At 76.1% G+C, this 14,927-nt stretch carries 8 protein-coding genes and 1 pseudogene; 4 read left to right on the top strand and 5 right to left on the bottom strand.

The features are described from left to right. Window positions 1-120: 120 nt before the first annotated feature. Window positions 121-1,746, top strand: coding sequence for an apolipoprotein N-acyltransferase (lnt, locus tag ACFV0O_RS17520; protein ID WP_380342280.1), 1,626 nt, complete (start codon window positions 121-123; stop codon window positions 1,744-1,746). Here lnt and ACFV0O_RS17515 read toward each other — a convergent pair. The 3 genes from ACFV0O_RS17515 to gdhA all read right to left on the bottom strand — a co-directional run bounded on the left by ACFV0O_RS17515 (window position 1,722) and on the right by gdhA (window position 5,012). Beyond that, the gene (locus ACFV0O_RS17515) at window positions 1,722-2,486 is read right to left on the bottom strand and encodes a VOC family protein (protein WP_380342277.1); all 765 of its coding nucleotides are present in this window, start codon (window positions 2,484-2,486) and stop codon (window positions 1,722-1,724) included. The two genes, lnt and ACFV0O_RS17515, sit on opposite strands and share 25 nt — an antisense overlap. Window positions 2,487-2,586: 100 nt before the next feature. Then, window positions 2,587-3,462, bottom strand: a complete 876-nt coding sequence (locus ACFV0O_RS17510; protein WP_380342409.1) for a GyrI-like domain-containing protein — start codon at window positions 3,460-3,462, stop codon at window positions 2,587-2,589. Between the two features lie 155 nt (window positions 3,463-3,617). Further along, a complete protein-coding gene (gdhA, locus tag ACFV0O_RS17505; protein ID WP_380342406.1) occupies window positions 3,618-5,012 on the bottom strand; it encodes an NADP-specific glutamate dehydrogenase in 1,395 nt (464 codons plus the stop codon). A 290-nt stretch (window positions 5,013-5,302) separates the two neighbouring features. On the opposite strand from gdhA, the gene ribA reads away from it, so the two are divergent. Continuing rightward, the gene (gene ribA / locus ACFV0O_RS17500) at window positions 5,303-5,932 is read left to right on the top strand and encodes a GTP cyclohydrolase II (protein WP_380342275.1); all 630 of its coding nucleotides are present in this window, start codon (window positions 5,303-5,305) and stop codon (window positions 5,930-5,932) included. A 102-nt stretch (window positions 5,933-6,034) separates the two neighbouring features. On the opposite strand, the gene ACFV0O_RS17495 is transcribed toward ribA, so the two are convergent. Then, window positions 6,035-7,099, bottom strand: coding sequence for a GNAT family N-acetyltransferase (locus ACFV0O_RS17495; RefSeq protein ID WP_380342273.1), 1,065 nt, complete (start codon window positions 7,097-7,099; stop codon window positions 6,035-6,037). A 206-nt stretch (window positions 7,100-7,305) separates the two neighbouring features. Between ACFV0O_RS17495 and ACFV0O_RS17490 the strand changes: the two genes are divergently transcribed. Continuing rightward, entirely contained in the window at window positions 7,306-8,628 is a 1,323-nt protein-coding gene (locus tag ACFV0O_RS17490; protein WP_380342270.1) for a lipopolysaccharide biosynthesis protein, read from the top strand. 73 nt (window positions 8,629-8,701) lie between these two features. Here ACFV0O_RS17490 and ACFV0O_RS17485 read toward each other — a convergent pair whose 3' ends face one another. Then, window positions 8,702-11,932 (bottom strand): hypothetical protein, encoded by a 3,231-nt coding sequence (locus ACFV0O_RS17485; protein WP_380342269.1) that lies wholly within the window; start codon window positions 11,930-11,932, stop codon window positions 8,702-8,704. A 595-nt stretch (window positions 11,933-12,527) separates the two neighbouring features. Here ACFV0O_RS17485 and ACFV0O_RS17480 point away from each other — a divergent pair. Then, a pseudogene (locus tag ACFV0O_RS17480) lies at window positions 12,528-14,927 on the top strand (hypothetical protein); the annotation flags it as partial.

Genomic DNA, 14,927 nt, shown 5'->3' with positions numbered 1-14,927 from the left:
GCCCGGCCTCCGGGCGGCCGCCCGACAGGTGGGTCGCCACCTCGCTGTCGGTGTTCCCGTCGTCCATCCGGGTGACGGGAACACTGGTGGTGTCCGCCGTCCGAGCGGACAATACGGGTCATGTCGCGGCGCATCGGTCCCACCAGCCCAGCACTGAGCACGACCCCCGCGGACGAAGCGGGGGAACCGGAGGAAACCGGGGAACGGGAGACGCACCCGCCGCACCGGTACCGGGCGCGGATCGGGGCGCTGGCCGCCGGGGCGGTGCCGGTGCTCGCGTTCCCGGCCCCCGGGCAGGCCTGGCTGGCGTGGATCGCCCTCGTCCCCGGGCTGCTGCTGATGCAGCGGGCGCCGTCGGGGCGGGAGGCGGCGGTGCGCGGCTGGTGGTTCGGGTCGGGGTTCATCCTGACCGCGATGTACTGGCTGGTGCCCTCCATCGGCCCCGCGCTCCCGGTGCTCGCGGTGCTGTTCGGTGCGCTGCAGGCTGCCGTCGGGTACACCGTGCACCGGCTGCTGCACCCGCCGTTGACCACCCGTCGGGCGCTGCTCGCGCTGGTGGTCGTCCCCGCGGTCTGGGTGTCCGCCGAGTACGCGCGGTCCTGGCCGGCGCTCGGCGGACCGTGGGCGCTGCTCGGCGCCACCCAGTGGCAGCACCCGGCGGTCCTCGGGCTGGCCTCGGCCGGCGGGATCTGGCTGGTCAGCGCGGCGGTGGCGGCGGTGAACACCGGGGTGCTGATCGCGCTGACCGCCGTGCACTGGCGGCCGCGGGCCGCCGCGGCGGCGGCGACCGTGCTCGTCCTGGCCTCCGGTCCGGCACTGTTCGCGCTGCGCGAGGCGCCCGTCGGAGCCGGGTCCGTCACGGTCGCGCTGGTCCAGCCCGGGATCGTGGAGGACCCGCAGGCCCGGTTCGACGCGAGCGCCCGGGCCACCGCCGCCCTGGTCGGGCAGCCGGTGGACCTGGTCGTGTGGGGCGAGAGCAGCACCACGGCCGACCTGGACCACGACCCGGCCGCCCTGGACGCGCTGCGCGGACTCGCCGCGACCACCGGCGCCCGGATCATCGCCGGGGAGGACGCGCGCAAGGCGGACGGGCGGATCTCCAAGGACGCGGTGCTGGTCTCCCCGGCGGGCGTGGCGGACCGCTACCGCAAGATCCGGCTGGTGCCGTTCGGCGAGTACATCCCGCTGCGGCCGGTGCTCGGCTGGATCGCCGGGGTCAGCCGGGCGGCGGGCGAGAACCGGGCACCCGGCAGCGCGTTCCACCTGCTGCCGGCCACCGACCGGACGGGCGCCGCGCTGCCGGTCGGGGCGCTGATCTGCTTCGAGTCCGCCTTTCCCGACATGGCCCGCACCGCCGCGCGGGACGGCGCCCGGGTGCTGGTCTACCAGTCCTCGACCTCGACGTTCCAACACACCTGGGCGCCCGAACAGCACGTCTCGCTGGCGGCGATCCGGGCGGCCGAGACGGGCCGGCCGGCCGTCCAGGCCGCGCTGACCGGCGTCTCGGCGGCCTTCGACGCGCAGGGCCGGGAGCTCGCCCGGCTCGGCACCGACGGCACCGGCTCGCTGACCGTCCGGCTGCCCCTCACCGCGCCCGGCACGCTGACCTGGTACGACCGCGTCGGCGACGTGGTACCGGCGGGGGCGCTGCTGATCACGGCGGGGGCCGCCGTGGCGGCGGTGGTGACGAACCGGCGCTCGCGCGCGTCGCGTCGCCCGGCTCAGCCCGCCGACGGGGCGTGGTAGACGCCGAAGGCCGCCCCCTGCGGGTCGCGCAGCACGGCGATCCGCCGGGCGCCCGGCGCACCGGACGCGGGCACCAGCACGTCCGCGCCCAGTGCGACCGCCCGGCCGACGGTGAGGTCGGCGTCGACGCACGAGAAGTACGGCTGCCAGTGCGGCGGCACCTCCGGCGCGAAGCCCTCGCCCATCACCGGCATGCCGCCGAAGTCCTGACCGGCCAGGCCCCACTGGGTGTAGTACTCGGAGGCCGCGACGGACCAGTCGAAGACGGCCGGGTAGAAGTCGGTCGCGCCCGCCGGGTCACGGGTGAGCAGCTCCACCCAGCCGAGCGAGCCGGGCTCGTTGAAGACGCCGGCGCCCGCGAAGGCGCGGGCCTGCCAGAGGAGGAAGACCGCGCCGGAGCGGTCGGCGGCGACCGCGAAACGGCCCTGGTCGCGCACGTCGGCGGGATCCTTCAGGAGGCTGCCGCCGGCGTCCCTGATCCTCGCCGCGGTGGCGTCGGCGTCGGCGACCGCGAAGCAGACCGACCAGGCCGTCGGCTGCCGCGGCCCGTAGCGCGGGGTGATCGCGGCGACCGGGACGTCCCCCAGGAGCATCCGGGCGTGGTCCCCGGCTCCGGGGCGCCCGCCGTCGTCCTCCCGCCAGCCGAACAGTTCCCGGTAGAAGGCCCCGGCGGCGGCCGGGTCGGAGGTGCCCAGTTCGACCCAGCAGGGGGCGCCGGTGGTCACGGAGGTCTGCTTCATGGCGTCGGTTCTCCAGCTCGTTGTCGCCCCCGGCCCTCCCCGCCCAGGATGCGGGGTGGGGAGGGCCGGGGGCGGGAGCTGGTGGGCCGAACGGGGGCGGTCAGCCCCGCAGGGCCCGCGCCACCGGGATCCAGAGCTCGGCCTCGGCGTCACCCGTCCCCGGGACGAAGCGGACCCGCAGGACCTCCGGGCCCGGCCGGGCCTCGTACGGGTTGGACGGGAACCACTGGGCGGCCACGTCCCCCCACATCTCCTGCAGGGCCTGCGGGAACGGCCCGCTGTTGGTGAACACCGCCCACGTCCCGGCCGGGACGTCGAGGACGTCCAGGTCCGCCGGGACGACGGCGTCCTCGCGCGCCACCACCGCGTGCCAGTAATCGAGTTCGGACCCCTCCTCGCGGTTGGGCGAGAAGTCGTCGCTCACCGACACGATCCCGGCCGGGTCCTCCCCGGCCAGGCCGGCGATCCGTTCGACGGTCTCCTCACCGAGTCCTCTGATGAACTCGGCGATCGCCGGGTTGATCCCCTGGTAGATCAGGGTGACCCGGGCCTTCCTGCCGACGATCCGGAAGTCCGGCCTGTCGACGATGCGGTACTCCATGCTGCTGCTCCCCTCCACGACGAGTCGGAAGGACATCCGGGGCTGGGAGATGAGCGTCGCACCGTCGCGCCGGGCCTCTCCCGGCCCGACCCCGTGCATCGCCCGGAACGCCCGGGCGAACGCCTCGCCCGAGGTGTACCCGTAGCGGACCGCGACGTCGAGCAACGTCCGCCCGCCGTCGAGGACCTCGGCCCCCGCGACGGTCAGCCGCCGGCGCCGCACGTACTCCGACAGCGGCATCCCGGCGAGCATCGAGAACAGCCGCCGGAAGTGGTACTCCGACGTCATCGCGATCCTCGCCAGCTCGGCCGCGTCGACCTCGCCGTCCAGGTGCCGTTCGATGTGGTCCATCGCCCGATTCAGGTGTTCCAGCACGTCCACCCCGTCCTTCCTTGCCGATCACCACCGTAGGAAGGACCCACCCTGCCGTACCCGACGATCGGTGCCCGCTGCGGTCGGGTGCCGATCGCCGGGTCCCCGGCGCCGGGGATCGGGCCGAGCCGCCGGGGATCGGGCCGGGCCGCCGGGGATCAGACCAGGCCCTGGGCCAGCATCGCGTCCGCGACCAGCTCGAAGCCCGCGATGTTGGCGCCCACCACGTAGTCGCCGGGCCGGCCGTAGCGCTCGGCGGTGGTGAAGCAGGAGTCGTGGATGTGCTTCATGATCCCGGCCAGCCGCTCCTCGGTGTGCCGGAAGGTCCAGGAGTCGCGGGAGGCGTTCTGCTGCATCTCCAGCGCACTGGTCGCGACACCGCCCGCGTTCGCCGCCTTGCCCGGCCCGAAGGCCACCCGGGCCTCCTGGAACACCCGCACCGCCTCCGGGGTGGTGGGCATGTTGGCGCCCTCGGCGACCGCGAGCACCCCGTTCCGCACCAGGGCGAGCGCGTCGGCCCCGGTCAGCTCGTTCTGGGTGGCGCAGGGCAGCGCGACCTCGCAGGGCACGCTCCACACCCCCGGCCCCTCGACGAACTTGACGTGACTGCCGCGCAGTTCGGCGTACTCGGAGATCCGGCCGCGCCGGACCTCCTTGACCTCCTTGAGCAGGGCGAGGTCGATGCCCTTCTCGTCCACCACGTAGCCGGAGGAGTCGGAGGCGGTGAGCACCGTCGCGCCGAGCTGCTGCGCCTTCTCGATCGCGTACAGCGCGACGTTGCCGGAGCCGGAGACGACCACCCGGCGGCCGTCCAGGCCGTCGCCGCGGCTGTGCAGCATCTCGGCGGTGAACAGCACGCAGCCGTAGCCGGTGGCCTCGGTCCTGACCTGAGCGCCGCCCCAGCCGAGGCCCTTGCCGGTGAGGACGCCGGCCTCGTAGCGGTTGGTGATCCGCTTGTACTGGCCGAAGAGGTAGCCGATCTCGCGGCCGCCGACGCCGATGTCCCCGGCCGGCACGTCGGTGTGCTCGCCGAGGTGGCGGTGGAGCTCGGTCATGAACGACTGACAGAACCTCATGACCTCGGCGTCCGAACGGCCCTTGGGGTCGAAGTCGGAGCCGCCCTTGCCGCCGCCGATCGACAGCCCGGTGAGCGCGTTCTTGAAGATCTGCTCGAAGCCGAGGAACTTGACGATGCCGAGGTCGACCGAGGGGTGGAAGCGCAGCCCGCCCTTGTAGGGGCCGAGGGCGCTGCTGAACTCCACCCGGAAGCCGCGGTTGACGTGGACGTCGCCGGCGTCGTCCGTCCACGGCACCCGGAACATCAACTGCCGCTCCGGCTCGCAGATCCGCTCGATGATCCGGGCGTCGAGGAGTTCGGGGCGGTGGGCGAGCACCGGGGCCAGGGTCTCCAGCACCTCGTGGACGGCCTGGTGGAACTCCGACTCGCCCTTGTTGCGGCGGACCACGTCCGCGAAGAGGGCCTCGACGGCGCGCTGTTCGGCGTCGAAGCGGGGCCCGGTCGAGCTCTCGGGAGTGGCGTCGGGGCGGCTCATGGGCATCTGATCAGGACCTTCCGTGGTCGTCGGTGGTCGTGCGCGGGGCGTTCCCGTGCCCAGGAAACGGGACGAAGTCCCGCAGTGTCGACACCCCGGACCGTTCCCCTTCCACATGCTGGTACATCGGGCGGGAACAGGCGGGACTGGCGGGGTGTTGTGCGCCACCGGGGTCGCGTCGGACATCGGGCGACCCAGTTGTTCAAATTGGAACAACCGAGTACGGTCGACACCCGGTCCACCCGGACCCGATCCGCCCCGGTCCACCCACGATCGACGAAGGCCCGCCCATGCCCCGACCCGGCCCCGCCACGGTGCGCTCCCGCGTGCGCATCCCGCTGACCTTCCCCGACGGCTACCGCGCCGAGGCGGAGGTCTTCACCTTCCACGGACTCACCGACGGCGCCGAGCACCTGGCCCTCGCACTCGGCACGGTCCCCGAAGGCGGGACGCCGCTCGTGCGGCTGCACTCCGAATGCCTCACCGGCGACGTCTTCGGCTCGGACCGCTGCGACTGCGGACCCCAGCTGCGCGAGTCGGTGGAGCGGATCAGCGAGGCCGGCGGGTACCTGCTCTACCTGCGGCAGGAGGGCCGGGGCATCGGGCTCTACAACAAGCTCGACGCGTACGCCCTGCAGGACTCCGGGCTGGACACGTACGACGCCAACACCGCGCTCGGCCTGCCCGAGGACGGCCGGGACTACACCGCCGCCGCCCAGATGCTCGCCGCCCTCGGCACCACCGGCATCGACCTGCTGAGCAACAACCCCGACAAGGCGGCGCAGTTGGCCGACCTCGGGATCACCGTGCGGCACCGGGTGCCGACGGGCGTGCACCTGTCGGCGAGCAACGTCCGCTACCTGACGGCGAAGGTGGAGCGGACGGGACACTCGATCGAGCTCTCCCGGCTGGTCGGCTGAGCGGCACCGGCCGCCGGGCGACCGGGCCCGGTCCGGCGGGTCGGTCAGGCGCGTTGGCCGGTCCTCAGGCGAGTCGGGGGGTCGGTCCAGCGAGTCGGCGGGTCAGGCGTCCCGGAACCCGATGACCCGTTTGACCGCACCGCGCAGCCGGCGGTCCGCCGCCGTCAGCGGCAACCGCTCGCGGTAGTACGCCGGGGACGCCACCGGCCGCGCCCCGAAGCTCTGCTTGAACCCCGCCAGCGAGGAATCGGGCCTGGCGTCACCCATGTCGTAGAGGCGGCTCCCGGCCGCGCACGCGTCCTCGACGGCGAGCCGGTGCAGCAGGTGGTTGGCATGGACCGGGTGCGCCAGGCGCCGGTCCATGGCCCCGCGCCAGTACTTGGTGTGGGTGCCGTGCCGCAGCACGACGATCGCGGCGGCCGGCTCCCCGCCGCACCTGGCCAGCCAGATCGCGCAGGACGTACCGAAGCGCTCCGCGACCGCCTCCAGCAGGCGCGGCGGCTCCTCCCGCCGACGGCGCCGGCGGGCCAGGGCCAGCGGCTCGTGCTGCTGCTCGGCCCAGCGGACCACCGACTCGTCGTAGAGGCGCTGGAACTGCGGCACCAGCCGCCCGCTCCGGTCCACCTCCACCTCGACCTCCTCGCGTTCGGCCCGCCGCACGCCCCGGCGCACCTGCTGGCGGAAGCGGTGGGCCCAGACCTCCTCGAACCCGCCCTCCAGGTCGAGCAGGTAGGTCGTGCGGTCGACCGGCGCGAAGGCGCCCGGCACGGCCTCGCCCCAGACCGGGGCCGCCCGGGGGCCGAACCGCACCGCCACCCGCAGGGCGGGCCGGGCCGCGAGGTCCTCCAGGACGATCCGGGCCTGCCGCGCGTCCGGTGCGCCGTCCGGCACGACGGGGCCCCCGACACCCCAACCGGGCCAGGACTCCTCCGTCAGCAGCCGGGTCGCCCGGCGGCGGTGCCGGACCAGCGGGACGAGGACCAGCCGGCCGTCGTCGAACCGGTACAGCCTGCTCGCGTCCTCCAACGGCCAGGCCGCACAGAGGCAGTCGAGCCAGGTCGGCGTCTGCGTGACCAACGCACCGCCGTCGCGGCCGATCAGCTCCCACCACAGCTCGCGCGGCGCCGGACTGGTCACCTCGACACCGGCGGGAAGCGTCCTGGGCATGGCGCGCCGTGCTCCTCTCCGGTCGGTCCGCCGGGGTCCCCGCCTCCCAGGCTAGGTTCGCCCCCCGGCGCCCGCCCGCCCGACGGGGGGGTGCCCGCCACCGTGGCCGGGCGGCGGGTCGTGGTCGGGTCATAGGATGGGCACGCCGGCCCGTACCGGCTGCGGGCCGCGTCCGGACCGGGGTGGGCCGGGGACGGGAGCTGCTGGTGGTGAACAACGGAGCCGGCACGTCCGCAGCCGTCCTCCGGTCGGTGCGGACGCGGGGCCGGGCACTCCTCGACTCCGCCAAGGGCTACGACCCGTTGCTGCGCAACGCGCACGTGCTGACCCTCAGTTCGCTCCTGACGTCGCTCTTCGGCGCCCTCTACTGGGCGCTGGCCGCCCACTGGTACGACCCGGCCACCGTCGGCCGGAACTTCGCCGCCGTCTCCGCGATGATGTTCCTCGGCGGGATCGGCCAACTGAACCTCGCCAACGCCATGGTGCGCTTCGTGCCCTCCGCCGGGAAGCGCACCGGACGGCTGGTGGGGCTGGCCTACCTCGCGGCCTCGACGCTCACCCTGGTGTTCGCCGCCGGGCTGGTGATGCTGATCCCCGTGCTCTCGCCGGGGCTGGACTTCCTGCACAGCTGGGTCCTGGGCCCGGCCTTCGTCCTGGCCACCGCCGGCTACGCCGTCTTCAACCTGCAGGACGGCGTCCTCACCGGCCTCCGGCGGGCGGACTGGGTGGCCCTGGAAAACGGACTCTTCTCGGTCGAGAAGATCGGGCTGCTGGTCCTGTTCGCCGCCGTCGGCGCGCAGAACGGGATCCTCGTCTCCTGGATGATCGGGATCGCGCTCGCCGTCGCCGTGACGAACACCTTCGTCTTCGGCCGCGCCGTGCCCCGGCACGAACGGACCCCGCCGAAGGCCCGCGCGGACACCTCGGCACCGACCTTCGGCTACCTCGCCGCGGACTACGCGGGCGCGATGTGCTGGCTGGCGGCGGTCAACCTGCCCCCCGTGATGGTGCTCAACCGCCTCGGCGCCGCCGAGAGCGCGTACTTCTCGCTGGCCTGGATGGTGCCGTTCGCGCTGTACTGCTTCAGCTCCAACATGGGCTACTCGCTGGTCGTGGAGTCCGCCCGGGACATCAGCAGACTGGACGACTACCGGCGGGTGCTGCGGCACTCCGGCCGCGTACTCGTCGCGGCGGTCGTGCTGCTGATCGCGGTCGCGCCGCTGGCGCTGCGCCTGTTCGGCCGCGACTACGCCGACCACGGGACGGTCGTCCTGTGGCTGCTCGCCCTGTCCGCGCTGCCGAACCTGCTGAACACCACCGTCGTCGCACTGTCCCGGGCCCGGCGCCGGATGGGCGTCGTGGTGGGCGTGCTCGCCGGGCTCTCGACCGTCGTGCTGGCGCTGACCGCGCTGCTGCTGCCGGTGCTCGGCATCACCGGCGCAGGCGCGGCCTGGCTCATCGGCCAGACCCTCGTGGCTGCCGTGCTGCTGTGGCGCCGGTCCTGGTGGCTGCCCGCCCCGCCGCGGTGACCGGGATGTCCGTCCGCGGCGACGACCGGGGTGCCGGGACCGGGGAGCGGTGCGGCCGCTCCCCGGTCGCGTGTCAGCGGCCGGCGCGCAGCACCGTGCGCTGGATACCGAGGCACACCAGGGGAAGGGCGATCAGGACGGCGGCCCAGAAGGCGCTGTGGCCCCAGAACCCGGCGATGCCGCGGTAGAGCGGCCCGGCCACCGGAATGCGCAACGCCTCCATCGGCCCGAGCGGCGGCGGCAGGGCGCCGAGCAGCATGGTGCCGAGCAGCCAGAGGGTGAACAGCCGGCGCGCCGTGCGGGGCCCTGCCAGCGTGCCGGCGAACGACACGGCGGCGAGCAGCACGGTGAAGCCGGTCTGGTAGTCGGCGCCGACCAGGCCGGTCCCCCAGGACTCCGGGGTCGGGTGGTGCCCGGTGGCGGCCAGCCGCACCTCGACGGTGGCCCCCAGCAGGACCACCAGCACGAAGGTGCAGCCGAGTGCGAAGCGGACGCGTTCGCGCGTGCCGGCGCCGCCCGGGCTCCAGGCCCGCGCGACCGGTGCCGGACCGCTCCGGCTGCTGCCGCCCTGGCCGGTTCCGCTGCGGCCGGTCGCGTTGCGGTCCGTCGCGTTGCGGCCGCCACCGCTGCGGCCGGTTCCGCCCCGGCCGGTCTCGCCGGCCCTGCCACCCGCGGCCCCGGCCCCGGCTCCGGCTCCGGCAGGCCGGGTCAGGCACCGCCACTGCTCGGCGGTCCGGATCCGGGCTTCGTGGACCGTCCCCGTCAACCGGGCGGCCCGCTCCGTCAACACCACGGCCACGACGACCCCGACGGCCGCCGCCACCCCGGCCCAGCTGCCCATGCCGCCCTCGAACACCACCACCCGGTCGACCACGGCGGGCGGCGGCTTGAGCACCGTCATCGGCGGCCCCAGGCGCAGGTACCCGATCGCCCCGGCCGCAGCCGCGGCCAGGGCCAGCGTCCCCCGGCCGACCCGGGCGGGGAACACCACCAGGATGACGGCGGCCGCCGCGGCCGCTCCCAGCTGCGGCGCCACCGACCGGGCCGCCCGCTCCCCGGCGGTGCGCAGCCGGTCACCGAACGCGCCGTTCGGCAGGACCGCGAGCGCGTTGCCGGCGTCGACGCTGATCCTCGCGAGCGTGCCGGCCCAGAGCACCAGCGCCAGGCCCACCAGCACCAGCAGGGCCGCGGCCGCCTGGCGGGGCAGGGCGGTCCTGGCGTTCGCCCACCAGATCCGGGCCCGGGGGGCCAGGTACGCCCGCAGGCGCCGCGCGGCCGGTCCCGGGCCGTCCCGGCCGTCCGTCCGCTCGGGCGCGTCCTCCGCGACGGCGGCGCACCTGGTCCGCAGCGCCTCGGCGGCGACCAGGGCGGCGCAGCCCGCCACCGTCCCGGGGGTGGCGCGCACCGCGCGGCGGCGCAGCGCCGACCAGCGGCGCCGCACCCCGTCCGCCGTCCCGCGCCCCGTCGCCGCCCTGGCCCTGGCCCAGGCCCAGGCGACCAGCGCGACGTCCGCCACGACCGCCGCCACCAGGGCCAGGACGGCGGACACCCGCACGGGCAGCGGCAGCCGGTGCAGTGCGGTGGGCAGCGGCGACAGGCGGCCCAGCAGCCGGGTGTGCTCCTCGGGCTGGACGGTCAGCCAGACCGCCAGCCGGTAGGACTCGGCCCGTTCCTCGACACTCAGCCCGTCCCCGGTCCGCCGGCCGCCGCCGAGTTCCCGGGCGACCCGGTCGGTGTCGGCCACCACCTCCGGCACGCGGGCGAGCGCCAGCAGCCGCCCGCAGTGCTCGCCGTGGCACTCCGGGTGGTCGCAGTCGTAGCGGGCGGCGACGGTGTGCACCGAGGCGGCGAGCAGTTCGTCGATGACGGCGACGGCGTCCGGCGCGGCGGCGATCCGGGTGAGGCCGGCCGAGTCGATCGGGCGCTCGCGGTGGACCGGGGTGGCCGAGGGTGCGAACGCGGCGCCGAAGGCGAGGACGGCGAGCGCGGCCGCGTCGGCCCGCCGGGTGCCCCGGGCGATGTCGACGGCCCGGAGGTAGTGCAGGTCGAACAGGGTGTCCCTGACCTCGTCGCGCAGCCAGGCCAGCAGCTGCTGCGCGCCGCCGTCGACGAGCCACTCCGCGGCCTCCCCGGAGCGGTTCAGCATGGTCCAGGCGAGCACGGAGGGGGCGTGGTACGGGTCCCCCAGGAAGGTGACGGGCCGGTGGGCGTAGCCGCCCACGGCGCCGGCGGCCGCGCCCTGGGGGCGCACGACGGCGGGGCTGGCGCCGTCCAGCCAGCCGGTGACCTGCTCGGCCTTCCAGCGGTGGGCGGGGTTCCTGGTCAGCAGGCCCTGGAGCAGCATGAGCCGGCGCGGGTCGGTGACGGCGGAGAGGTCCGCCTGCTCCCCGAAGACCAGGTCGTACTGCAGCACCTCGTCGCTGACCAGGAGGCCTTCCGCGTCCAGGTAGTGCGGGCGGCCGGAGAACAGCTCGTACAGCACGTTGCCCAGGCCCCACCACGGTCCGGCCGGATGGTTGGCCCCGGCGAGCTGCTCGGGGGCCATGTAGGCGATGGTGACCTGCATCTCGGGCGAGAAGCTCCGGCTGGCGGTGAGGCGGGCGACGCCGCCGAAGTCCGAGATCACGAACTCCCCGGGGCCGCCGCCGGGGCGCACCAGGACGTTGGAGGGCTTGAAGTCCACCGGGTTGCGCTGGATCCGCCGCTGCCAGAAGTCGAGCATGGCGACGAGCTCGCGGATGATCCGGTCGGTCTCGCGCGGGTCGGTGTGCCGGCCCTCGCGGTGCAGGGCGGCGATGTGGTCGGCGAGGGTGACCGGCAGGTACTCCATCGCCACCCAGGCGCACTCCGTCCCGGCGTGCTCGACCCGGCCGAAGTCGATGATCTCGGGGACGTGCCGCCGGTACGCCTCGGTACGCAGGTGCCGCAGCAGTTCGGCGTCCATGGCCTGACCCGCCCGCGCCACCTTCACGGCGGCGTCCCCGCCGCCGTCCGTGCGCCGGACGTGCCAGACGGTGCCCTCGGTGCCCGAACCGGCGACCTCGTAGGGCTCGTACCGGTTCAGCAGGGCGGCCGGGAAGGCGCCGCCGAAGTGGCCGCCGCGGGCGGGCGCCGGACGGCGGGTGACGGTGCTCGGGGTGGCGTCGCGCGGCGGCGGGACGACCCTGGTCGGCGCGTCCGGGTGGGCGCGGAACCGCTTGAGCCTGGAGGGCGGACCGCCGGTCGGGGTGTCCTCCGGGCGGCCCCAGGGCCGCCGGTCCACCCGCGTGCGCGGTTCCGAGCCCGTCGGCACCCCGTCGGCCATCCTGTCGCTCCCCTTCCAGCCGACACCTTGACGCATCATCATGTCGCAGGCGGCTGACGGAGGTCGCCGAGTTCGACCGGTTTCGGACCGGCCCGTGGCCAAGACGTTACCCACCCCGCCGCCCTGGGCCCGGGCCGCCCGCGGACACCGCGGCGCCGGCGCCCGGCGGTGCCGCGCGGCGCCGGGCGGGCACGCAGCGCGGCCGGGCGGACACGGATCAGGGCTGTCGTTCCCGGCCGGGCCGGTGCACGCTGGACGGAACGGGGGGCTCGACGAGGAGGCGCCCGATGCCCGTGCCGGTCCCCGGTCCCGCGGTCGCCGCGCCGACGGTCGCCGTCGCGGGTCCGGCCCGGTACGTCGCGGATCCGGCCCTGGCGAGCCGGGGCCGGTCCGGTCCCGCGGTCACCGCGCCGACGGCTCCGGGGCGCGCGGCCCGTCCCCGGTGCGGGTCTCCCCCGGCACGACGCGCCGTCGTACGCCCCGCGCGCGGCTGGGGAAGCAGGCGGGACGCCGGGTGCCTAGAGTGGGAAGGCACAGCGGCTGCTCGGCTCCGCGGGCGCTGTCCCCTCCTTCGGGAGCTCACGGGAGTCCACGAATGAACGATGCGCAGACCGCGGCGGCCGACGGTGAACGATCACCGGTGGACCTGCACCTGGCCGTGCCGGAACTGACCGACCGCCTGCTCGGACGCGCCGCCGGTGGACAGTGGCTGGACGCCTTCCTGCTGAGCGCCGGGCTGGTCCAGGTCGTCGAGGACGTGCTGGAGGGCACCGCATGGCGGCCCCGCCGACTGGTGGAGCACCTGGCGAAGGGCGGCCGGCCCGGCGCGGTCGGCGCGGCCCGGGCCGGGCTGCGGACCGCGACCGGACTGTGGCTGGCCGCGCCGCCCGCACGCCGGCTGCACGCGTGGTGCGGGCGGGCGGGAGCGCTGCGCGACCGCCTGGCCCTGCGGGCCCTCCTGGAGGCCGCACCGGCGGGGGATCCGGCACCGGACGACCCCGACGGCGCCGGCCCGGCCGCCGACCTGCTCGCCGAACTCGCCGCCGCGGTGGCCGGGTTGGCCCGGTTGCCCGGCGCCCGCATGCTGCTCGCCGGGGCGGTCCAGCGCCCCCCGGCCTGCTTCCGCAGCTTCGACCAGCACCCGCAGGACTGCGTCGCGCTGGCCCGGCTGGTCGACGCCCGCCACCCGGACCCCCACCGCCCGGTGCTGGTCCTCGGCGTGCGCACCTCCGGCAGCTACCTCGCGCCGCTGCTCGCGGCGCAGCTGCGCCGGCTCGGCCACCGGGCGGTGACGGTCGGCACCACGCGTCCGGGCGCGGCGCTGCTGCCGGGACGGATGTCGGTGGTGCACGACCTGCGGCGCCGGGGCGGCCTGCTGCTGCTCGTCGACGACCCGCCGGTGACCGGCGGGTCCCTGGCGGGCCTCGCCGCGCAGGCGGTCCGCGGCGGGTTCGACCCGGCGTCGGTCGTCCCGGTCCTCGCGACCCTCGACGACGCGGGCGCCCTGCCGCCGGCCCTGCACGGCCTGCCCTGCGTGGTCCTGCCGGGCCGCGACTGGCACGTGCGGAGGCTGCTCTCCCCCGGGGCGCTGACCACCCTGCTGCCCTCCGTGCTGCCGCCCGGCCGACAGCTGCTCGACCTGTCGGTCGGCCCGCAGGGGCCGCTCTCCCGCCGCTCACACCTGGCGGTCGTCTGCTCGGCCCGCACGGCCGGGCCGGACGGCGGGGTGGACGGCGGGGTGGAGGACGTGCCGCTGCTCGCCGAGTGGACCGGCGTCGGCTACTTCGGGGCGTACGCGCCCGCGGTCGCCGGGGCGCTGGCCGGGCTGGTCCCGCGTCCGCTCGGCTTCGCCGACGGCGTGCTCGTCCGGGCCCTCCCGACGGCCGTCCCGGGCGGCGGACCTGCGGACGGACCCGCCGACGGGCCGTCGGACCGGGCGGCGAACGGGTCGTCGGCCGGGTCGTCGGACCGGCGGGTCGTCCCGCCCGCCGAGGTCGCCCGGTACGTGGCCGCCCGGCAGCGCCTGCTGGCCGTCCCCGCCGACCGGAGCCTGCGGCTGGCCGGGCGCGACCCCGTCTGGGAGGCCGCCGCCCGCCAGCTCGCGCCCGCCTTCGGGCGCCTGCACACCGTGCTGCGCCCGGCCCTGCTCGACCCGCTGACCCGCGCCCTGCTGGCCTCCGACCGCCCCTGCGTGACCGACGGCCTGACCGCGCGTCACCGCTGGACGGCCGACGGCGCCGGCGGCTGGCACAAGACCGCGTACGCCGACGGTGCCTTCGGCCACCTCAACCTCGCCAGCTACGACGCCGCCTACGACCTCGCCGGCGCGGCCGGCGCCGCCGACGGCCCAGAGCGCGGCCCTGACGAGGGCCCAGAGCGCGGCCCCGACGACGGCCTGGTCCCGGCCCCGCCGGACGAGGACGCGGAGCTGCTCGCCGAGTACCGCCGCGCCACCGGCGAGGAGGTCTCCGCCGCGCGGTGGTGCCTGCTGCGGCTCGTCCAGGCCCGGCACACCGCCCTCCAGGACGGGCTGGAACCCACCGAACGCACCCGCGCCGAAGCCCGGCGGGCCCAGGCCCGGGCGGTGCAGCGCTTCCTCGCCGGCGTCTACCTCGCGGACCTGGTCGAGGAGCCCCACGGCCCCTGTTGCGTCCTCGACGTGGACGGCGTCCTGGAGTCCGACGTCCTCGGCTTCCCCGCCTCCTCCCCCGCCGGCATGCTGGCGCTGCGCGCCCTGCGCGCCCACGGCTACCGCACGGTGGTCGCCACCGGACGCTCCGCCCCCGAGGTCGCGGACCGCTGCGCCGCCTACCGGCTGCCCGGCGGGGTCGCCGAGTACGGGGCGGTCCTGGTCGACGCGGCGACCGGCGGCACCGAGGTCCTGCTGGACGACGGGCGCCGCCGGGCCGGGGGGGGGGGGGGGGGCGGGCCCCGGGCCCGCCGGGCGCCGCCCGCCGGCACCCACCCGCGGGCCCCCAGGGGGGTCCGCGCCACC

Origin of the sequence: Kitasatospora sp. NPDC059577 (genome assembly GCF_042735475.1) — a bacterium.
GTDB lineage: Bacteria > Actinomycetota > Actinomycetes > Streptomycetales > Streptomycetaceae > Kitasatospora.
The sequence above is the reverse complement of the archived record's forward strand: the minus strand, read 5'-3'. Positions and strand labels throughout refer to the sequence as shown.

What these genes read in the sequence shown, in the direction of transcription:
- lnt (WP_380342280.1), top strand. Translation starts at nt 121, where the DNA reads ATGTCGCGGCGCATCGGTCCCACCAGCCCAGCACTGAGCACGACCCCC.
- ACFV0O_RS17515 (WP_380342277.1), bottom strand. Translation starts at nt 2,486, where the DNA reads ATGAAGCAGACCTCCGTGACCACCGGCGCCCCCTGCTGGGTCGAACTG.
- gdhA (WP_380342406.1), bottom strand. Translation starts at nt 5,012, where the DNA reads ATGAGCCGCCCCGACGCCACTCCCGAGAGCTCGACCGGGCCCCGCTTC.
- ribA (WP_380342275.1), top strand. Translation starts at nt 5,303, where the DNA reads ATGCCCCGACCCGGCCCCGCCACGGTGCGCTCCCGCGTGCGCATCCCG.
- ACFV0O_RS17495 (WP_380342273.1), bottom strand. Translation starts at nt 7,099, where the DNA reads ATGCCCAGGACGCTTCCCGCCGGTGTCGAGGTGACCAGTCCGGCGCCG.
- ACFV0O_RS17485 (WP_380342269.1), bottom strand. Translation starts at nt 11,932, where the DNA reads ATGGCCGACGGGGTGCCGACGGGCTCGGAACCGCGCACGCGGGTGGAC.